Origin of the sequence: Amycolatopsis sp. NPDC049868, from assembly GCF_044461365.1 — a bacterium.
In the GTDB taxonomy this organism is placed as follows: Bacteria; Actinomycetota; Actinomycetes; order Mycobacteriales; family Pseudonocardiaceae; genus Amycolatopsis.
This window is the reverse complement of record NZ_JBITKV010000006.1, coordinates 103,046-122,030: the sequence shown is the minus strand read 5'-3', so window position 1 is coordinate 122,030 and position 18,985 is coordinate 103,046. Positions and strand designations below refer to the sequence as shown.

The window sequence follows — 18,985 nt, the reverse complement described above, 5'->3', positions numbered from 1 at the left end:
TCACGAGGTCATTTCCATGTCAGACGCCTTCGTCGTCGTATCCGCCCTGTCGTTCGCCTGGCCGGACGACACCCCGGTCTTCGACGACCTGTCCTTCACCGTGCCCGGAGGCCGCACCGGCCTGGTCGCGCCGAACGGGGCCGGCAAGAGCACACTGCTCAAACTGATCGCCGGCGAGCTGCGGCCGGCGTCCGGGTCCGTCTCCACCCAAGGAGTCCTCGGCTATCTGCCGCAGTCGCTGCCGCTCACCGCCGACCTGAACGTGGCCGAGGTGCTGGGCATCGCACCGCAACTCTCGGCGCTGAGCGCCATCGAGTCGGGCGACGCGAGCGACGAGCACTTCACCACCATCGGGAACGACTGGGACATCGAGGAACGCACCCGCGCGCAGCTCGACCGGCTCGGCCTCGACGGCATCGCGCTGGACCGGAGCCTGCGGACATTGAGCGGCGGGCAGATCATCTCCCTCGGCCTGGCCGCCCAATTGCTGAAACGGCCCGACATCCTGCTGCTGGACGAACCCACCAACAACCTCGACCTCGACGCCCGCCGCAAGCTCTACGGCGTGCTCGAAGACTGGTCCGGCTGCCTGCTGCTGGTGAGTCACGATCGGGAACTACTCGACCGGATGGACCGGATCGCCGAGCTCGACCGCGGCGATCTTCGGTACCACGGCGGGAATTTCACCCAGTACGAAGCGGCCGTCAAGGCCGAACAGGAGGTCGCCGAACGCAACGTCCGCAGCGCCGAGCAAGAGGTCAAACGCGAGAAACGGGAGATGCAGCAGGCGCGCGAACGAGCGGCGCGGCGCGCGGGCAACGCGGCCCGCAACCTGGGCAACGCCGGTCTGCCGAAGCTCTTCGCCGGCACCATGAAACGCAACGCCCAGGAGTCCGCGGGCAAGGCGAACGAGACGCACGCGGCCCGCGTCAGCGACGCGAAGAACCGCCTCGACGAAGCCGAACGCTCCCTTCGTGACGATCACAAGATCGCGCTGATCCTGCCGGGCACCAACGTCCCCGCCGGGCGCACGATGTTCCACGGCGAGCACATCCAGGTCCGCTACGGCGACCGGAACGTCTTCGCGGGCGACGGCGTCGACCTGACGATCCGCGGCCCCGAACGGATCGCGCTGACCGGCGGGAACGGCACGGGGAAGTCGACGCTCCTGCGGGTGCTCAACGGCGACCTCACGCCGGACAGCGGCGTGCTGAAGCGGGCGGAAGGCCGGATCGCGTACCTGTCCCAACGACTCGACCTCCTGGACCTCGACCGAACCATCGCCGAGAACTTCGCGACATTCGCCCCGAGCCTCCCCGAGTCGCAGCGAATGACCCTCCTCGCCCGCTTCCTGTTCCGAGGCGCGCGAAGCCAGCTTCCCGTCCGCGTGCTCTCCGGCGGCGAGCGTCTGCGAGCCACGCTCGCCTGCGTCCTGTTCGCCGAACCCGCGCCACAACTGCTCCTGCTGGACGAGCCCACGAACAATCTGGACCTGGTCAGCGTCGGGCAGCTGGAGAGCGCGTTGGGGGCGTATCAGGGGGCTTTCGTGGTGGTGAGCCATGATGAGCGATTCCTGAAGGAGATCAAGGTGGATCGGCGGGTGCGGCTGACAGACGGGGCGCTCTTGGAGTCTTGATTCATTGCCGGGTCGGTCGTTTGGGGCGTGAGTGGCTCGGTCGGCGATGCCGCCGAGCCCTTCACGCTCGTCTTCTCGGTTCCCTTACCGCTTCGGTAATGACCACTTTCACCCTTCAGTGTTGTTCGCGCGTTTTGATTGTTGCTTAGAATTACGAACACGTGTTCGACGGAATTGCGGTATTATGGAGGGGTGTCCGAGACCTTCCTTCCCGAGTTGCCGCAGGAGCTGTGGCGCGCTGGCAAGCTGGAGCTTGCGCATGGCGTGGAGCAGTCGTTGCAGGTGATCCGGGTGGCGACCGCTTGTTTGGGGCGGTTTCTGGCGGAGATCGAGGATCGGGGCGTCAAAGACTTGTACGGGCATGGCAGTACGGCGAGCTGGCTCGCCGAGATCGCGGGACTATCACGCGGCGAGGCGGGCCCGATCGTCAAGCGGGCCATCGCCCTGAATCCGACGCGGGCTTTGGATGGCACGGAGGTTCCGCCTGTTGCTCCCGCGACCGCCGCTGTCGCCGCTCAGGGGTTGGTCGGGGATGAGCGGATCGATCAGATCCTGGAGATCTTGAAAAACCTCCCCGCCGACACCTCTGCTGAGGATCGGGAGAGCGCGGAGAAGATCCTCGCCGACCTTGCCCCGAACGCCGGACCCCGCCAACTCGCAGACGCCGAAGCGAAACTGCAGGGCTGGTTGAACCCCGACGGCAACGAACCCAAAGACCCCGAGCCGAAGGAACCGCGCCGCGAGATCACCCTGGAGCGGCGTAAGGACGGGTTCTGGAAGCTGACCGGCCTCCTGGACGATGAGACCGGGGCCCGGACGGCGGCCGCGTTGGAAGCGTATGCCCAGCCGCGGCCAGTCGACGAATTCGGCCAGGCGGACTTGCGGATGAAGTGTGAGCGCATGGGCGACGCCTGGGCCGACCTCCTCGATTTGGCGGTCGCGTGCCCGGACCAGCCGGGAACCAGCGGCTACCGCACGTTGGTGCACGTCACCATCGGGCTTGAGGAGTTGAAGTCCGGTCTCGGCACCGCCTGCCTGGACTTTGTGGGGACGATGACCGCCCGGGAAGCCCGACTGGCGGCCTGTGACTGTTTGATGTTGCCGGTCGTGATGAGCGCTGCGGGTGAACCGTTGGATTTGGGGCGGCTGAGACGGTTTGTCACGCCAGGCCAGCGCCGGGCGTTGAACATTCGCGACGGGGGTTGCGCGTTTCCCGGCTGCCATCGGAAACCCAAGAATTGCCACGCCCATCATATTGAGCATTGGGCGGACGGGGGTCCGACGGATCTCCGGAACCTGGTCCTGCTCTGTAGCTTCCATCACCGGCTGATTCACCACGGTGATTGGAAAGTACGGATGGCGGCCGATGGGTTACCGGAGTTCATCCCGCCCCAATACCGGGACCCGCTCCGACAACCCCGGCGTAACACCCTGCATCACGTCTGAACATCGAGGAGCCCGTCGGCGACGGGCTCCTCGTTATGCCCGGCGGTGGACCGTGTGGATTTTGGGACATCTGACGTCCCAAAATCCACACAGTCCACCGACCGACAGGGAAGTCCACACGGCCCGCCGAAGAAATGGTCCCGCTTCCGCTCAGCGAAGGCTGGGGGTTCCTGCGAGCAGGAAGCGGGAGTTTGTGGCCGGTACGGGGGCCGCCTCTCGGCGAGTGGCTCGACACGGCTCCGGCCGAACCGGTATTCCGTGAAGGCGAAGGGTGAGGCCCGGGGGCACCATCCGTACCGACACTCTCTACAACGCACCACCGGTCGAAATGTTCCCCGGCGACGGGCCCGAATCGATGTGACCCGCGTCTACACACAATCCGAAAAAGACCCGCTCCCGCTCAGCGAAGGCCTGGGGGTTACCTGCGAGCGGAAGCGGGAGCAAAGGCCGATACGGTGGGCCGCCTCTCGGCGAAAGGCACGACATGGCTCCGGCCGAACCGGTATTCCGTGAAGGCGAAGGGTGAGGCCCGGGGGCACCATCCGTACCGACACCTTCTACAACGCCACGACCCGGAAAACGTTCCCCACGAAAAGAGTGACGCGCGTCAACACACGAATGCGGTAACGCTCAGCAGGGCGGCGGAACCTGAGCGACGAGTTCCTCGGGAGCGGAAAGCCGCCACGCCTCGTAGACCAATTCGGTGAGCTCGTCGGATTCGATGCCGTCGAGGTAGACCACCACCCAGCCGAATCCCCCGGCCGTGAACTGCACCTCGAAGACGTCGGGCCGTTCGGCCACGAGGGCTTCCTGCTCCGAGAGGGTCTGCTTCAGTCCGACGGTCTGGGTCCGCGGCCAGTAGTAGCCGAACCGCTTCCCGCGCACGCTGAACGACTCCCACTCCTTCGCGTCGGAGCGCTCGACGTCGGCGAGCGTCTTCAGCATCCGGTGGAACTCGTCACTCGACACGCTCATCCGTACCCCAAACCCCAGGAACTCCGTCCGCCCCAGTCTAAACGGCCACATCCTTTGAGGACGCGGGACGCCGATCCGAGGGACCGGTAGATTCGCCCGAGGGAGATCCACTCGATCCGGGGAGCTGCGAAATGGACCGACCCGTCACCGCGGCGGAGTTGTTCGACGCCATCGGTTCCGACTACGAAGACGTCTTCGGGCGGGCTCCGGCGGTCGACAAGGCGGTGCGGCACCTGCTGGGCACCCTGCCGCCGTCGTCGAGGGTGCTCGACATCGGCAGCGGTACCGGCAAGCCGGTCGCCGAGGATCTGTCCGCCGCAGGCCATCGGGTGACCGGGCTCGACGTGTCGACGGTGATGATCGACATCGCCCGCGAGCAGGTTCCGGCCGCCACCTTCGTCCACGCCGACGTGCGCGGATGGGCCTCGCCGCCCGAGAGCTGGGAAGCCGTCTGCGCCTTCTTCCCGTTCCTCCAGATGCCGCGCAAGGACACCGAAGCCGTGCTCGCCGACATCGCGCGCTGGCTGGTCCCGGGTGGTCTTTTCGCGCTGGTCACCGTTCCGCGGGACGCCGAGGACGTGCCGGCGGAGTTCTTCGGCCGCACCTTTCTGGAGACCAGTTTCGCGCCGGACGACCTCGTCCGGCGGGTCGAGGCGGCCGGGCTGGAGGTCACCGGCACCCACTCGGAGATCTTCACCGCGGACGAACCGGGGACCCCGCCGGAGGAACACCTCCTGATCACCGCTCGACGCCCGGCCTGATCCATGCCGACCGTCAGCGTGATCACCCCGGTCCACCCGCCGAGCCTGCCGTACCTGACCGAGGCGTACGAATCCCTCGCCGCGCAGGAACTCCCTCCGGACTGGACCTGGGAATGGCTGGTGCAAGAGGACGGCGAGACCGGCCTGCTCGACGGAGTCCTCCCCGCGGACGAACGAGTGCGGCGAGGCTCGGGCCGCCGGGGCGGTCCCGGGGTCGCGCGGATGATGGCCCTGTCCCGCGCCTCCGGGGAGCTGATCAAAGCCCTCGACGCGGACGACCTCCTGGCGCCCGGCGCGCTCTCTCGGGACATCGCCGCGCTCGGGGATCCTGTGATCGGCTGGACCACTTGCCGCGTTCTCGACCTCCTCCCGGACGGGACCACGGCCGGCGTCGACAGCGATCCCGCGGAGGGACGGATCGAGCGCGGCGCGATCCTGCGGTACTGGCAGCGCAACGACTACGTGTCGTCGGTGGTGGCCGGGACCTTGTGCATCCGCCGCGACCTCCTGCTGGACCTGGGCGGTTGGATGGCGCTGCCCGCGTCGGAGGACACCGGGCTCATCCTCGCCGCCAACGCCTGCTCGGACGGCTACTTCATCGCCACGTGCGGCATGTTCTACCGGAAGTGGTCCGGCCAGGTCACCAGATCCGCGGCGCACAACGACGACGGCGAGCGGCTCGCGCGGATGCGGCTGATCGAGGAACGCGCCGAGGTCATGCTGGCAGGTCGACGAGGTCGAGCAACGCCTTCGCGCACAGATCCCGGATCTCGTCCCGGGTCAGCCTCCGGTACTTGAGCCAGTCGAGGCAGACCGCCACGACGAACGCCAGCCAACCGCGGACGAGCACCCGCAGGGCCTCCGGCGGCTCGCCGTCCGGGCACAGCACCTCAAGGATGCGACGCCCCTGTTCGGCGAAGTTGTTGTCCAGGACCTCACGGACGCCGTCGACGGCGATGGACGTGCCCGAATGCAGTGCCCGGTACCCGTCCTCGTTGGCTTCGACATAGCGGAGATACGCGTCGAGGCCGGCCGTCAGCTGCTCCTCGACCGGCAGCGTGGGATCGGATTTGGTCATCTCGAGCAGGCGTTCGCCCTGTGCCCTGATGACTTCGGTGACGAAGTCCCGTTTCGTCGGGAAGTAGTGGTAGAGCAGCCCCCGGGACACCTCGGCGATGTCCGCGACCTGCTCGATCCACACGTCGTCGTACGGCCGTTCCGCGAACAGGCGGGCGCCGATCCGCAGCAGCTGTTCCCGCCGCTCGGCGGTGGTCAGCCTGCTGCGGGACTTCCCGGAAGTACTCGACGCCATCTGGGCATCGTACTTACTTGACACGAGTTCAGTAGCAGGCCACGCTCGCTATTGGATGCCGGTTCAACAGCGCTCACCCTGGAGGGGCTCGATGTCCACCGCTCTCCCCCATCCCCCGCGACGGATCCCCCTGATCGGCGACGTGCTCGGCGTTTCGCCGAAGACGCCGGTCCAGGACTCGATGCGGCACGCGGCCGAGCTGGGTCCCGTCTTCGAGCGCAAGGTGTTCGGCCGGAGCATCGTGTTCGTCCACGGCGCCGGGATGGTCGCCGATCTCTCCGACGAGAAACGGTTCGCGAAGCACGTCACCCCCGCGATCTCGAACCTCCGCCCGCTCGGCGGTGACGGGCTGTTCACCGCGCACAACGAAGAGCCGAACTGGCGGCGCGCGCACGAGATCCTCGCGCCCGCGTTCAGCCGCAACGCCATGCAGCGCTACCACCCCACGATGCTGGCGATCACCCGCGAACTGCTGAACACATGGGACAGCGGCGGCGAGGTCGACGTCGCGGACGACATGACCAAGCTGACGCTGGAGACCATCGGCCGGACGGGCTTCGGCTACAGCTTCTCGTCGTTCGAACGTGCCGAACCGCATCCGTTCGTCGCCGCGATGGTCCGCACGCTGCGGCACGCGCAGCGGAAGGCGATCCAGCCGCCGGTCATCGGCCCGCTCCTCAGCCGCAAAGCCAACCAGCGCGACGAAGCCGACCTCGCGTTCCTCCACTCCGTCGTCGCCGACGTCATCGAGGCGCGCCGGAACGATCCGAGCACCGAAGACCTGCTCGGGCTCATGTTGAACACCACGCAGCCGAGCACGGGCGCCGCGCTGGACGAGGACAACATCCGGCACCAGATCATCACCTTCCTCGTGGCCGGCCACGAAACCACGTCGGGCGCGCTGTCGTTCGCCCTGTACTACCTCGCCCGCCACCCGGACGTCCTGGCCCGCGCACAGTCCGAAGTGGACAAGGTCTGGGGCGAGAACCCGGATCCGTCCTACGAGGAGGTCGCCAAGCTCCGCTACGTCCGGCGTGTGCTCGACGAAGCACTCAGGCTCTGGCCGACGGCGCCCGCGTTCGCACGTCAAGCACAGGTGGACACCGTCGTCGGCGGTGAGTACCCGATGCGGAAGGGACAGTGGGCGCTGGTCCTCATCCCGGCGCTGCACCGCGACCCCGTCTGGGGAGACGATCCCGAGTCGTTCGACCCGGACCGCTTCTCCCCGGAACGCAATCGCGCCCGGCCGGCGCATGTCTACAAGCCCTTCGGCACCGGCGAGCGTGCCTGCATCGGACGGCAGTTCGCCCTGCACGAGGCGACGCTGGTGCTCGGCATGCTGCTGAGCCGGTACGACCTGCGGAGCGACCCGTCCTATCGGCTGAAGGTGCAGGAGCTGCTGACGCTCAAGCCGGAGGGCTTCAAGCTGGAGGTCTCGCTCCGCGATCGGGCGTCGGTGCCCGCCTAAGCCTTGAGCAGGCGGTATGGCGAAACCGTGCCCTGGTAGGTCACATCTCCGCTCCGGGATCCGTCAGCACGGTATGGAAACCCGAATCCCGAACCCCGCCCTGTCGAACCCCGCCACGCTGAAGGCCCTGATCGCGTTGGCGGAATCGACCGGCGACACCGGTGTCCCGAAGACCACCCACTACCTCATGCACGTCCGCGCGAGCCAGATCAACGGATGCGGCGGCTGCCTTGAGATGCACACCAAGGAAATGCGCAAGGCCGGCGAATCCGACGAGCGGATCTTCACCGTGGCGGCGTGGCGTGACACGGCCTACTACACCGACGCGGAACGCGCGGCGCTCGCGCTGGCCGAGGCCATCACCCGGATAGCGGACCGGGCCGACCCGGTCGACGACGCGGTCTGGAACGAGGCCGCTCGTCACTACGACGAAAAGCAGCTGTCGAGCCTGGTCCTCTCCATCGCCGCCATCAACACCTGGAACCGGCTCAACGTCGCCACGCGGCAGATCGCCGGCGCCGCCTGATCGGCCTATTCGGCCTGCCGCAGCTCCACACAGCACTCGGCCGCGCCGGGAACGAGGGCCGCTTCCACGTTCCCGGCGCGTACGCCGTTCAGGAAACCGGCCAAGAAAGCCTGGTTGATCCCGCAGACCAGCTCCGGGGCCTGCGCGGCCAGCGGGTGGAACGGGCAGTTCCGCAGCCGGACGCAGGTCCTGCTGTCCCGGCTCGGTTCGAAGCCGTAGCGGCGAAGCATCCCCTCGGCCACGGTGAGCGCGCGTTCCGCGCCGAGCCTGCCGGGCCGCGTCCGCGCACGTTCTTCCTCGCCCGCCGCGAAGCCACGCTCCCCCGCGACCCGGCGCACGGCTTCCCGTGCCGTCTCACCGGACCCTTCGGCGAGCACGGCCTCGGTGAGGATGCCGGCCAGGACCTCGTGACGCCGGACGGGAAGCTGTACCTGGATGGACTGGTCGACGGGTTCGTAGACCTTCGGCCTGCGCCCCACCTTCACCACCGGGCCCGCCGCGAAACCGAATCTGAGCAGCCCGGCCGCCACGAGCTTGTCGAGATGGAAGGCGGCGAGCTTGCGGGAGATCCCGACCGCGGCCGCCGCCTCGTCCCGGGTGACGGGGCGCCGCGCGCGGCGGGCGTAGGCGTACATGCCGCGACGGAGGTCGTCATCGAGCGCCGCCACCGCGGCGATGGAGGGGGCGTCGAGGCCGTCCGGGTCGGGCACTGTCACGTACACCACGATATCGCCTATCTCAACCGGCGGAACACCCTGGATCACAGATCTACCATGTACGATGAGCCCGCGGGTGGAAAAACACCCAAAAGTCTTGGTTAAATAACCACTGGGGATCGCGTCCAGCCTAGGAGGCCCAATGTCCACTCCCGCCTTGCGCGTCGTGCACGAAACCGGGCCGGGACCGGATCTGGCGGCCGCCGAGGCCGCGGCCGCCGATCTCCTCACCGCGCTGGGCATCTCACTGGACTCCGAGAGTCTCCGCGGCACACCGGGCCGGATGGCGCGCGCGTACGCCGAGCTGTTCACCCCCAGGCCGTTCGACCTCACGACCTTCCCCAACGACGAGGGCTACGACGAACTCGTCCTCGCCAGGGGGATTCCGGTCCGATCCGTCTGCGAGCACCACCTGCTGCCGTTCGTCGGCGTCGCGCACGTGGGTTACCTGCCCGGCGAGCGGATCCTCGGCCTGTCCAAGCTGGCGAGGATCGTCGAGCACTTCGCCTGCCGTCCGCAGGTTCAGGAGCGGCTGACGAAGCAGGTCGCCGACTGGCTCCAGGAGCAGCTCGAACCCCGTGGCGTCGGCGTGGTGATCGAAGCGGAGCACTCGTGCATGACGTTGCGCGGCGTCCAAGCCGTCGGGTCGAGCACCGTCACCTCCACCCTGCTCGGCACGCTCCGCGAAGACGCCCGTTCGCGCAGTGAGTTCTTCGCCCTCACCGGTATCAACGGCTGACGGCGGGTTCTTCCGCGTAGGCCGCCGAGACCACCGCGCGGTCGAACACCCGCCAAGTGAGCGCGGAAACCATCACAGCCACCACGAAACCGGCCCAGTACGGCGTCGTCAGCCCGAACTTCGACGCCACCGCGCCACCGAGCAACGCGCCGACGCAGTTGCCGCCAGCGATGATGAACAGACTGGTGCTGCCGACCCGGCCGAGCATGTCCGGCGGGGTGAGCCGCTGACGCAGGGAGCTGGCGACGATGCCCCACAGCGCGCCGTGCACCCCGAACAGGAACAACGTCACCCCGACCACCGGCGCGCTCGTGCTCGTCGCCAGCACCAGATGGGTCCCGGCTTCGATCAGCAGCCCGATCCGCAGCGTCCAGGTCGGCGTGCACCACGCGATCAGCCGGTCGCCCATGACCGAGCCGAGCAGCCCGCCCACCGCCATGCAGGTGAAGAGCAGGCCGTATCCGACGGCACCCAGCTGGAGCCGCTCCTTCGCCAGCAACACCAGCACCGAGGTGGCCGCAACCAGCGTCAGATTCAGCATGCCGATCAGCCCGACCATGGTCCGCAGCAGGCGCTGACCGGCCAGCCACCGGAATCCCTCGGCCACCTCCGCCCGTATCGAGCGCCGCGCGGCGGGCTCGCCGGGATCGTCGCCGGGGCGCGACCGATAGGCGCCCGCGATGAGCCCGAGCAGCAGGGCGCTGACCGCGTACGTGCCGGCGTTGACGTAGAACGGGATACTCGCCGCGACGCCGAACAGGAATCCGCTCAGCGGACCGGAAAGCATGCCGTGGGCCAGCGTCGTCCCGGCGTACAGCCGCCCGTTCGCCCGCTCCAGCAACGACTTCGGGACGATCGCGGGCAACATCGCCCCGCCCGCCGTCCGGAACACGACTTCACACGCGTTGATCACGAAGAGGACGGCGTACAGCAGGGCGATGCCGACGTTCCCCGCCGTGATCGCGACGGCCAGCAGCGCGACGGCGGGTACGCGGATCCAGTCGAGGGTGATCATCAGCTTCCGCCGGTCCACCCTGTCGGCCAGCACCCCGCCCGGCAGCGCGAAGAGCAGCCAAGGCAACCACGCCACCGCGAAACCGCCGGAGACCACGAGCGGCTCGTCGGTGCGGGAAGCGATCAGCAACGGCGCCGCCACCGTCGCGAGACCACTGCCCAGCGCGGACGTCGTACTCGCCGCCCAGAGTTTCACGTATCTGCCGTCGAGCCGCTCCCCCGTCATACGACCAACGTACTGATCGGTGACCGAGCGGATGCGGAGTTTCACCCGCAGCTGAGTACCCGCCCCTCTAGACTGCCCCTCCGTTCGCCTTGGGAGGGAGCACGAGTGGTGCTGGTGCGCGACGTCGATCCGTCGATTCTGCTGATGAACAAGGCACCGGGCACGAAACCGGGCCCCTACTTGCCACGGGACATCGACCAGCAGCTCATCGAGGCGCTCTTGACCGCACCGTTCACTCTCGTCGTCTACGAGATCTACTCGGGCGCGCGGCGATCGGCCTTCGAAGCCTTGACCGCGACATACGCCGGAACAGAACTGCTCGTGGAGCCGGAGATCGACGAGCTCACCGCGGATTCACGCAACGGTCCGGCGGTGCTCTGGCTCGATCTGAAACTGCCCCAGACTCTTCTCAACGCCTCAGCCGCGATGGGCGCCTGGCTGAAGAAGAATCCCCAGCGGCGAGTTCTTGGCCTCGTCGGTGAAAGCAATTACGACCACCTCGGCCTACGCGCGGCCATCGATGCTCTTCAGCCCAAGGTCCTCCGGCTCCGAGGAGACCTCTCCGCCCAGGAACGAATGCGCGCCGAGCAGATGTTTCCCGGGGCAGGCCCCATCCGCACGGTCGACGACATCGCGGTGCGAAGCCCTGCCAGTTCCGTGGCGTCTGTCCCCGATCCGTTCGCCGCTCACGTCGCCGACTACCGGCCCGATACCGACGACGGCGTCGACCGCCTCGGCATCGGCACCGACGTGCGTATGCTCGCCGACCTGGTGGTCTCCCGGATGATCACCCCTCCCCTGTCGATCGGCCTGTTCGGCAGCTGGGGTTCCGGCAAGAGCTTCTTCATGCGCCAGATGCGGCTGCGCGTCCGTGAGCTCGCCGATTCCGCGCTGGCGGCCGAAACCGAGGCGGGCGCGCACGGGAAGTCCGTGTCCTCCTACTGTTCGAGTGTCCGTCAGATCAGCTTCAACGCCTGGCACTACAGCGAGGCCAACCTGCTCGCCAGCCTCGCCACGCATATCTTCGACAACCTCGCCGCGAGCGGCGCCGAGAACGACCTTCAGCGCCAGGCCGACCTGCTCGCCGAACGCCGCGAGACCGAGAAGACCCTGCTCGGCAGGCTCAGCGCGGTCCGGCTCGAACGCAGAACCCTGACGGCACAGCAGAAACAAGCGAAGCGCAGGCGACGGAAACCGCGCGAGTACGTCCGCGCGGTGTTCGACAGCCTCACCGACGCGGACAAGGCGTGGATCGCGTCCAGGATCGGTGCAGACCGGCCGACCGCCGAAGATCTCGAACGACTGGCGCAGGAAACCGGCGGACTGCGTTCGGACGTCGCCGAGTTCTGGCGTCGCCTGCGGCAGGATCCGGTTCCGTTGCTGGTCCTGATCGGCGGGCTGGTGACGGTCCTGGTGGTCACCTTGCTCGTCGGCCGGTCGCAGGTGTCCGGCGTGCTCGGCGGGCTCACGGTGGTGAGTTCCGCGCTGACCGTCGTCCTGCGGATGCGCGCCAGCGCGGACCGGATCCATCAGGCGCTCGGCAAACTCGGCGGTCCGTCCGAAGAGGACGAAGAGACCGAGCAGCGGCTGGCCGAACTGGACGCCGAGTCCGACCGGCTCGAAAAGGCCGTCGCCGAGCTCGCTCCCGGGCTGGACCTGGTGTCGTTCGCCGAGTCCCGGGTCTCGGACTACGTCGAACATCTGGGCGTGGTCTCCTTGCTGCGCAAGGATCTCGAGACGTTCGCGACCATGCTCGCCGAGGTACCCCACGGTGCGGGGAAGATCGAACGGACCGTGCTCTACATCGACGATCTCGACCGCTGTCCGCCCAAGGTCGTCGTCCAGGTCCTCGAAGCCATTCATCTCCTGCTGGCGTTGCCGGTGTTCGTCGTAGTGGTGGGTGTCGACTCCCGCTGGCTCAAGAAGGCCGTGGAGCAGCACTACGAGGAGATGCTCGGCGATGATCCGGAAGCCTTCGCCGAGAACTACCTCGAGAAGATCTTCCAAGTGCCGTTCACGTTGTCCCCCATGGACGATCCAGCGTTCGCGGGGCTCGTGCGCGGGCTCGCCGAAACCGAGATCCAGGATTCCACCCCGGCGCCCGCACCCGCCGGAACGGATCAGGCCACCGGCGACCGCTCTCCGGTGGCGGTCGTTTCCCGTCCTCGCGCGGAAGCACCGCGACCGTCGTCCGAACAGTCCACAATAGACGTCCGCCCTCCTCGATTGGTGATCTCTTCGACGGAACTGGACTTCCTGCCGACGCTGGCCCCGTTCATCCGGTCCCCACGGGCCGCGAAGAGGCTCCTGAACCTGTACCGCCTGCTACGAGCACGCTTCGCCGGAGAGGAATTGGCCGGATTCCTCTCCGACGGCGACCGCGAGGCGCCGTTCCGCGCGGTACTGGTGCTGCTCGCGGTCCATGTCGGGCATCCGGGCGCCGTCCGGTGGTTCGCCGACCTCGACGCGACGGACCCCGGCGAGAGCGCTCTCGAGATCGTGTCGTCGATGAACGACCACGAACTGCGGCCGAAGCTCGAACGCGGCCTGTCCGGCGAAGCGTGGCCGCTGCTGGCCGGGTCCTATCAGCGCTGGCTGCCGTTGGTGAACCGGTTTTCGTTCGCCCGCGACCGCTCGATGTCAGGCCCGCGGTAGAGCCGCTCCGGAATCTTCGCCAGCGTCGACGGATGGACCTGCGGGCCGAGGCCGTACAGCTTCTGGAAGCTCATGATCAGCGGCCGCCACCGGTCGGGGTCGATCCGGTCTTCGGTACCCGGCATCCGCACGTCGTCGTGGACGTGGACGCGCTGTACGCGCACCTCGAACACGAGCACCCCACCGCGTTGTTTCGGATCGTCCTCGGCGAGCGGGTGGACGGCCTCGACGACGGCCTCCATCGTCACCGGGCATTCCGCGACGCGGGGCGGCCGGACCGTCTCCGAGTCGACCGGAGTGAGCCCGGCACGGGCGAACTTGTCCGGTTCGTGCCGGTAGCCACGCTCGTACTTGCGGGACGGGACCGGATCCGACCCGGTGGTCAGCGCCAGCCTGTCGACGGCGGCCGCCAGCGCGTCGGAAGGGAGATTCAGAACACATTCACGGTTGCGCATGAGATTTTGCGCCGTCTTGGATTTCGCGCCCAGCCCGAGCATGCCCCGCCAGCCGAGCCAGAACGCCGACGACATCGGGGCCAGGTTCGGTGTACCCGCCTGGTCGACCGTCGAGAGGAGCACCACAGGGGTGCCGAAGTAGAGGATTCCGGGCTCGATACGGGTGTGCGCGGCCTCGGCCGCCGTCGTGGAAACTGTCACGTTCGTCAGCTTCGCCGCCTCGCGTGCCGGAGGCTGGCGTGAATCGGACGTCGCGATCAACACCGTCGGCGGACGGCGTCGCGCCGCCCGAACACTTACCCTTCTCCGAGATGGTTCCGTTGGGCGGACGCGAACCCGCGATCGTTCGGAGTATTGCGTTCGGCCGATTGCTGGTAGGTTCGCCGAACTTGATCGACGAAGGAGGCGCCGGCAGGGCCCGGTCAACACCCGAACGCGCGTGGTGAGGCGAATCGCATGCGAGACGATGTGGTCCAGGCGAGCTCGATTCTCGGGCATCCCCCCGGCCAGGTTTGGGAAGTCATCGGCGATCCCGAGTCCTACTCGAGGTTCGTCGCGGAGATCAGCTGGTGCGAGATCCAGCGCCCCGCCGAGCGCGGGCGCGGCCCGAAATGCCTTGCCCGGCTGGAACCGCGGCCGGGAACGCTCGTCGTCGGCGACATCGAGGCCCGGGTCTGGCGGCCGGGCGAACACGTCGTGTGGTGCGGCGTCGAGAACGACGGCATCTGGGTCTCGGTCGAACTGCGGCAGGCTCCCGGCGGCGGCACGGAACTCCTCGCGCAGCTGATGCTTCCGGCGCCGCACTCCCCTCTCGTATCCGCCGCGTCCTTCAAACGCACCGTCCGCGCGGCGGCCAGGCGGATCGATCTGCACCTTTCGGGCCGGGCGGCGTCGCCCCAGGACGAACCTGCGCACACCAAGGCCACCACACTGCACACGGCGAGCACGCTGCTCAAGGCCGGCGTGCTCGCCGCCGCGCGCCCGGACAAGATCGCGCGGCAGCTCACCTCGCTTTCGCAGTGGGGCGCCACCGTCGCGGGCGGCTACTCGGCCAACGCCGCCCGCGTACCCGAAGAAGTCGCGCTGCACGACGAACGCAACGTCCGGACGTTCAAGCAGACTGCCGACCGCAGCAATCAGCTCGCGAACGCGCTGGCTGCCCGCGGCGTGCGCGCCCGTGACCGGATCGCCTTGCTGTGCCGCAACCACGCCACGATGGTCGAGTCACTGATCGCGTGCAGCAAACTCGGCGTGGACGCGATCCTGCTCAACACCGGTCTGTCCGCCGGCGCGGTCGCGGACGTGATCGGGCTGCACAAACCGGTCGCGGTACTCGCCGACGACGAGTTCTCGCGGGTCATCGCCGACATCCCCGGCGATTTCCTGCGGCTGTCCACCTGGCCGGAGACCGAGAACGGCTACCCGACGATCGATCAGCTGATCGCCGGGGTGCCTGCCACCAAACTCAAACCGGTGGACCGGATCGGTAGGCTCGTCGTCCTCACCTCGGGCACCACGGGAACCCCGAAAGGCGCACGCCGTCCGACGCCGAAGGGACTGTCGACGTCGGCCGCCATGCTCGACCGCATTCCGCTCCATTCCGGAGACCGCTTCGTCGTGGCCGCGCCGCTGTTCCACAGCTGGGGACTCGCCGGGATGCAGATCGGCATGGCCGTGCGGGCTTCGCTGTCGCTGATCCGCCGGTTCGACGCCGAAGAGATCCTGCGGACCATCGCCGAACACCGGTGCGGCGTGCTGTTCGCCGTCCCCATCATGTTGCAGCGCATTCTCGACCTGCCCGAACGGATCCGTTCGCGCTACGACCTGTCCTCACTGCGGATCGTCGCCAGCAGCGGATCCGCGCTACCGGGCACGATCGTCACCGAGTTCATGGACACCTTCGGCGACGTGCTCTACAACTTCTACGGCTCCACAGAGGTTTCGTGGGCCAGCATCGCCACACCGGAAGACTTGCGCGCCGCGCCGACCACCGCCGGCCGCTGCCCGCCCGGCACCCGTGTCGCCATCCTCGACGACGACCACAACCGGGTCCCGCCGGGCTGGGAGGGACAGATCTTCGTCGGCAACGACATGCTGTTCGAGGGTTACACCGACGGCGCCAGCGTGCCCCGCGCGGAGAACCTGATGGCGACCGGCGACGTCGGCTATCAGGACGCCGCCGGTCGTCTCTTCGTCACCGGCCGGGCGGACGAGATGATCGTGTCCGGTGGGGAGAACGTGTCCCCCCGCCCGGTCGAGGAGGCCATCGTCGCCCTGCCCGGCGTCCACGAAGCCGCCGTGATCGGCGTGCCGGATCGCGAGTTCGGGCAACGGTTCGCGGCGTACATCGTCCCGAAACGCGGCGCCAGGATGAGCGCGGACGACGTCCGCGCCTACATCCACCACCGGCTGGCGCGCTTCGCGGTCCCGCGGGACGTGTACTTCGTCGAGGAGCTGCCCCGGAACGCGACCGGGAAGGTGCTCAAACGGTTGCTGAGGGACGAAACCTGGCCGATCGATCAGTAGCGTGCCGCTCCCGCAGGAGGAATCGCTGGATCTTCCCGCTGGGTGTCTTGGGCAGCTCCGGCACGAAAAGCACCTCACGCGGATAGGCGTGCGCGGCGAACCGGGTCTTCACGAGCTGCTGTAGTTCGGAAACCAGTGCGGCGTCGGCGGGGACGCCGTCTCGCGCCACCACGTACGCCACGACCACCTCGCCGCGCAGCTCGTCCGGCACACCGATGACGGCGCATTCGGCCACCGCCGAATGCCGCTGCAGAACGCTTTCCACGTCGAACGGGCCGATACGGTAGCCCGCCATCAGGATGACGTCGTCGTCCCGCGACGCGAAGGTCAGGTAACCGGCCTCGTCTTTGGCGGCCACGTCGCCGGTGTAGTACCAACGGCCGTCGGGACTGAACCGCGCGGCGGTGCGCTCGGGTGCGTCGCGGTAGCCCCGGAACCACACCAGCGGACTCGCCGAGAGATCCACGGCGACGCGTCCGCGTTCTCCCGGTTCGGCCACCACGTCGGCGTCTTCTCGGAGAACCTCGACGGCGAAGCCCGGCAGGACACGTCCCATCGAACCGGGTTTGACCTCCGAGCGGAGGTCCGGATGCCACGCGTTGCCGACCACCATGCCGAGTTCCGTCTGTCCATAGTGGTCGTAAACGCCGACGCCGAGCTTCGACGACGCCCACTCCAGGACGTCGGGGGTCAGCGGTTCGCCCGCCGACGAACAGTGCCGCAGCCGGAGGCCGTCCGGCACCGGAGCGGGCGAGTTCCGGAGCGCGCGGTACACCGTGGGCGCCGCGGCGAAGTTGGTGACGCCGAACCTCTCCAGCACCGCCCAGGTCAGTTCCGCCGAGAAACCCGCGTGCAGCAACAGGCTCCGCCTGCCGGTCGCCAGCGGCGTCATGATCGCGTAGTACAGACCATAGGCCCAGCCTGGGTCCGCGGCGTTCCAGAACACGTCGTCGGCCCGGACGTCGAGTGCGAAGTCTTGGTACGCCTGGAAACCCGCGAGCGCGCGGAGGGGAATCGGGACGGCTTTGGGCATCCCCGTGGTCCCGGAGGTGAACAGCTCGACCAGGACCCCGGACCCACCGGTCTCCGCGGCCCCCGGCAGCGGCGCGGCGCCGGCCAGCAGCTCGCGGAACGACAGGTCGCCGTCCTCGCCGTCACCGACCACCACGACCCGCCGCGACGGGTCGGCGGGCAGATCGGCGGACGGCGTCAGCTTCGAGCGCTGACCGGCGTCCGCGATGACGACCTTCGTGTCGTTGCCGGTGATGCGCAGCGCGATGGCCGGCGGCGCGAAGGCGGTGAACAGCGGGACATGCACCGCGCCCAGCCGCCAGATCCCGAGCAGCGCCACGACCAGCTCCGCCGACTTGCCCATCAGTGTCGCGACCCGGTCCCCTGGCCCGACCCCGAGGCCGAGCAGCGCCCCGGCGAAGCGTTCCGACCGTTCACGCAGCTCGCCGTAGGTGAGGTCCACGCTGGTCAGATCCGCCTCGACCACGGTGAACGCGACCGCCTCCGCCGGGTGCCGGTCGCACAACAGCTTCGCCGCACTGGCCCGCTCGTCGTCGTAGACCTCGAGCAACCGCCGGACGTGAGCTTCGGTCATCGTTTCTCCCGGGACCTTTCGAAGGCGTACAGTTCCGGAAATCGTGCGGGCGGGCCCGGCCCGCTCACCACCCCCGATCGAGGGGGATCACCAAGGAGGGTGAGCCGATGCCGGTCGACGACGCCCAGCTTCTCGGCGCGGTCTCGGATCTGCGCCGGGACACCGGCCTGCCGGTCGGTTTCGCCGGGATCGCCGGCACCTCACCGCGGATGCGGCTGACCGCGTTCCTCGGCAACCGGGGCACCGCGCTGAACGGCCTGTCCGTCCACGCGGGCTGCGGCCTCGGCGGCAAGGCCCTCGCGCTGACCCGGCCGGTGGTCGCCAACGACTACCACCGCGCCACCACGATCAGTCACGACTACGACGAGCCGGTCCGCGACGAGGGGATCCACTCGGTGGTCGCCATCCCGGTCGTCGTCCGCCGCCGCGTCCGCGCCGTGCTCTACGGCGGCTTGCGCGACGAGGCGGCCCTTTCCGACCGGACGATCACCGCCGCCCTGCACGCGGCACGCGATCTCGAACAGACGTTGGCCGTCGAGGACGAGATCGAGAAGCGGCTGGCCGAGGCGCGGCCGCTGGCCGCACACCACGAGGAGGCCGCGCCGCGCGAACGCCTTCGCGAGGTCTACGCAGAGCTACGGGCGCTCTCCGGCCAGATCGGCGACGGCGTTCTCCGTGACCGCCTCGACGAGGTGTGCGAGAACCTCACCGGCGTCGTTTCCCCGGCGCTGCGTCTCGCGCCGCGGGAACTGGACACTGTCTCGCTCGTCGCGCTCGGGCTGACGAACGCCGAGATCGCGCACCGGCTGGGCCTGACCGCGGAGACGGTCAAGAGCTACCTGCGGGACGCGATGCGCAAACTCGACGCGAGCTCGCGGCTGCAGGCCGTCACGCACGCGCGGCGCGCCGGCCTGCTCCCCTGAC

16 protein-coding genes are annotated in these 18,985 nt (G+C 68.4%); 10 read left to right on the top strand and 6 right to left on the bottom strand.

Annotated features, from left to right (window positions below):
- The first annotated feature begins 16 nt into the window (after window positions 1-16).
- Together abc-f and ACIBTM_RS24975 are read left to right on the top strand one after the other, a co-directional pair.
- Window positions 17-1,636, top strand: coding sequence for a ribosomal protection-like ABC-F family protein (abc-f, locus tag ACIBTM_RS24980; RefSeq protein ID WP_395879523.1), 1,620 nt, complete (start codon window positions 17-19; stop codon window positions 1,634-1,636).
- 192 nt (window positions 1,637-1,828) lie between these two features.
- Entirely contained in the window at window positions 1,829-3,082 is a 1,254-nt protein-coding gene (locus ACIBTM_RS24975; RefSeq protein WP_395879522.1) for a DUF222 domain-containing protein, read from the top strand.
- A gap of 630 nt (window positions 3,083-3,712) precedes the next feature.
- Here ACIBTM_RS24975 and ACIBTM_RS24970 read toward each other — a convergent pair.
- On the bottom strand, window positions 3,713-4,057 hold the full coding sequence (locus ACIBTM_RS24970) for an MmcQ/YjbR family DNA-binding protein (RefSeq protein ID WP_038512763.1): 345 nt from the start codon (window positions 4,055-4,057) through the stop codon (window positions 3,713-3,715).
- A gap of 131 nt (window positions 4,058-4,188) precedes the next feature.
- Between ACIBTM_RS24970 and ACIBTM_RS24965 the strand changes: the two genes are divergently transcribed.
- Together ACIBTM_RS24965 and ACIBTM_RS24960 are read left to right on the top strand one after the other, a co-directional pair.
- Window positions 4,189-4,818 carry a class I SAM-dependent DNA methyltransferase gene (locus ACIBTM_RS24965; protein WP_395879521.1) on the top strand — a complete coding sequence of 210 codons (630 nt, stop codon included), beginning with the start codon at window positions 4,189-4,191 and terminating at the stop codon, window positions 4,816-4,818.
- 3 nt (window positions 4,819-4,821) lie between these two features.
- Complete coding sequence (locus ACIBTM_RS24960; protein ID WP_395879520.1) at window positions 4,822-5,616, top strand: glycosyltransferase; 795 nt, start codon at window positions 4,822-4,824, stop codon at window positions 5,614-5,616.
- Here the strand turns inward: ACIBTM_RS24960 and ACIBTM_RS24955 are convergent.
- On the bottom strand, window positions 5,534-6,130 hold the full coding sequence (locus tag ACIBTM_RS24955; RefSeq protein ID WP_395879518.1) for a TetR/AcrR family transcriptional regulator: 597 nt from the start codon (window positions 6,128-6,130) through the stop codon (window positions 5,534-5,536). The genes ACIBTM_RS24960 and ACIBTM_RS24955 overlap by 83 nt on opposite strands.
- A gap of 91 nt (window positions 6,131-6,221) precedes the next feature.
- On the opposite strand from ACIBTM_RS24955, the gene ACIBTM_RS24950 reads away from it, so the two are divergent.
- Both ACIBTM_RS24950 and ACIBTM_RS24945 read left to right on the top strand, forming a co-directional pair.
- Window positions 6,222-7,598, top strand: a complete 1,377-nt coding sequence (locus tag ACIBTM_RS24950) for a cytochrome P450 (protein WP_395879517.1) — start codon at window positions 6,222-6,224, stop codon at window positions 7,596-7,598.
- A 73-nt stretch (window positions 7,599-7,671) separates the two neighbouring features.
- The gene (locus ACIBTM_RS24945) at window positions 7,672-8,124 is read left to right on the top strand and encodes a carboxymuconolactone decarboxylase family protein (RefSeq protein ID WP_395879516.1); all 453 of its coding nucleotides are present in this window, start codon (window positions 7,672-7,674) and stop codon (window positions 8,122-8,124) included.
- A 5-nt stretch (window positions 8,125-8,129) separates the two neighbouring features.
- Here the strand turns inward: ACIBTM_RS24945 and ACIBTM_RS24940 are convergent, their stop codons facing one another.
- Window positions 8,130-8,846: a helix-turn-helix transcriptional regulator gene (locus ACIBTM_RS24940; protein ID WP_395879935.1), complete on the bottom strand. Its 717-nt coding sequence runs from the start codon at window positions 8,844-8,846 to the stop codon at window positions 8,130-8,132.
- 136 nt (window positions 8,847-8,982) lie between these two features.
- Between ACIBTM_RS24940 and folE the strand changes: the two genes are divergently transcribed.
- Entirely contained in the window at window positions 8,983-9,579 is a 597-nt protein-coding gene (folE, locus tag ACIBTM_RS24935; RefSeq protein ID WP_395879514.1) for a GTP cyclohydrolase I FolE, read from the top strand.
- On the opposite strand, the gene ACIBTM_RS24930 is transcribed toward folE, so the two are convergent.
- Window positions 9,569-10,819: an MFS transporter gene (locus ACIBTM_RS24930; protein WP_395879513.1), complete on the bottom strand. Its 1,251-nt coding sequence runs from the start codon at window positions 10,817-10,819 to the stop codon at window positions 9,569-9,571. The two genes, folE and ACIBTM_RS24930, sit on opposite strands and share 11 nt — an antisense overlap.
- A gap of 105 nt (window positions 10,820-10,924) precedes the next feature.
- Here ACIBTM_RS24930 and ACIBTM_RS24925 point away from each other — a divergent pair, with 105 nt between their 5' ends.
- The gene (locus ACIBTM_RS24925) at window positions 10,925-13,474 is read left to right on the top strand and encodes a P-loop NTPase fold protein (RefSeq protein ID WP_395879512.1); all 2,550 of its coding nucleotides are present in this window, start codon (window positions 10,925-10,927) and stop codon (window positions 13,472-13,474) included.
- Here ACIBTM_RS24925 and ACIBTM_RS24920 read toward each other — a convergent pair.
- On the bottom strand, window positions 13,405-14,130 hold the full coding sequence (locus ACIBTM_RS24920; RefSeq protein ID WP_395879511.1) for a flavin reductase family protein: 726 nt from the start codon (window positions 14,128-14,130) through the stop codon (window positions 13,405-13,407). The genes ACIBTM_RS24925 and ACIBTM_RS24920 overlap by 70 nt on opposite strands.
- Before the next feature lie 255 nt (window positions 14,131-14,385).
- On the opposite strand from ACIBTM_RS24920, the gene ACIBTM_RS24915 reads away from it, so the two are divergent.
- Window positions 14,386-16,455, top strand: coding sequence for an AMP-binding protein (locus ACIBTM_RS24915; RefSeq protein ID WP_395879510.1), 2,070 nt, complete (start codon window positions 14,386-14,388; stop codon window positions 16,453-16,455).
- On the opposite strand, the gene ACIBTM_RS24910 is transcribed toward ACIBTM_RS24915, so the two are convergent.
- Window positions 16,412-18,061, bottom strand: coding sequence for an AMP-binding protein (locus ACIBTM_RS24910; RefSeq protein WP_395879509.1), 1,650 nt, complete (start codon window positions 18,059-18,061; stop codon window positions 16,412-16,414). The genes ACIBTM_RS24915 and ACIBTM_RS24910 overlap by 44 nt on opposite strands.
- A 107-nt stretch (window positions 18,062-18,168) precedes the next feature.
- Here ACIBTM_RS24910 and ACIBTM_RS24905 point away from each other — a divergent pair, with 107 nt between their 5' ends.
- Window positions 18,169-18,984: a response regulator transcription factor gene (locus ACIBTM_RS24905; RefSeq protein ID WP_395879508.1), complete on the top strand. Its 816-nt coding sequence runs from the start codon at window positions 18,169-18,171 to the stop codon at window positions 18,982-18,984.
- Window position 18,985: the final 1 nt, after the last annotated feature.

Coding starts and splice junctions, on each gene's coding strand:
- abc-f (WP_395879523.1), top strand. CDS start 17: ATGTCAGACGCCTTCGTCGTCGTATCCGCCCTGTCGTTCGCCTGGCCG.
- ACIBTM_RS24970 (WP_038512763.1), bottom strand. CDS start 4,057: ATGAGCGTGTCGAGTGACGAGTTCCACCGGATGCTGAAGACGCTCGCC.
- ACIBTM_RS24965 (WP_395879521.1), top strand. CDS start 4,189: ATGGACCGACCCGTCACCGCGGCGGAGTTGTTCGACGCCATCGGTTCC.
- ACIBTM_RS24960 (WP_395879520.1), top strand. CDS start 4,822: ATGCCGACCGTCAGCGTGATCACCCCGGTCCACCCGCCGAGCCTGCCG.
- ACIBTM_RS24955 (WP_395879518.1), bottom strand. CDS start 6,130: ATGGCGTCGAGTACTTCCGGGAAGTCCCGCAGCAGGCTGACCACCGCC.
- ACIBTM_RS24950 (WP_395879517.1), top strand. CDS start 6,222: ATGTCCACCGCTCTCCCCCATCCCCCGCGACGGATCCCCCTGATCGGC.
- ACIBTM_RS24945 (WP_395879516.1), top strand. CDS start 7,672: ATGGAAACCCGAATCCCGAACCCCGCCCTGTCGAACCCCGCCACGCTG.
- folE (WP_395879514.1), top strand. CDS start 8,983: ATGTCCACTCCCGCCTTGCGCGTCGTGCACGAAACCGGGCCGGGACCG.
- ACIBTM_RS24930 (WP_395879513.1), bottom strand. CDS start 10,819: ATGACGGGGGAGCGGCTCGACGGCAGATACGTGAAACTCTGGGCGGCG.
- ACIBTM_RS24915 (WP_395879510.1), top strand. CDS start 14,386: ATGCGAGACGATGTGGTCCAGGCGAGCTCGATTCTCGGGCATCCCCCC.
- ACIBTM_RS24910 (WP_395879509.1), bottom strand. CDS start 18,061: ATGACCGAAGCTCACGTCCGGCGGTTGCTCGAGGTCTACGACGACGAG.
- ACIBTM_RS24905 (WP_395879508.1), top strand. CDS start 18,169: ATGCCGGTCGACGACGCCCAGCTTCTCGGCGCGGTCTCGGATCTGCGC.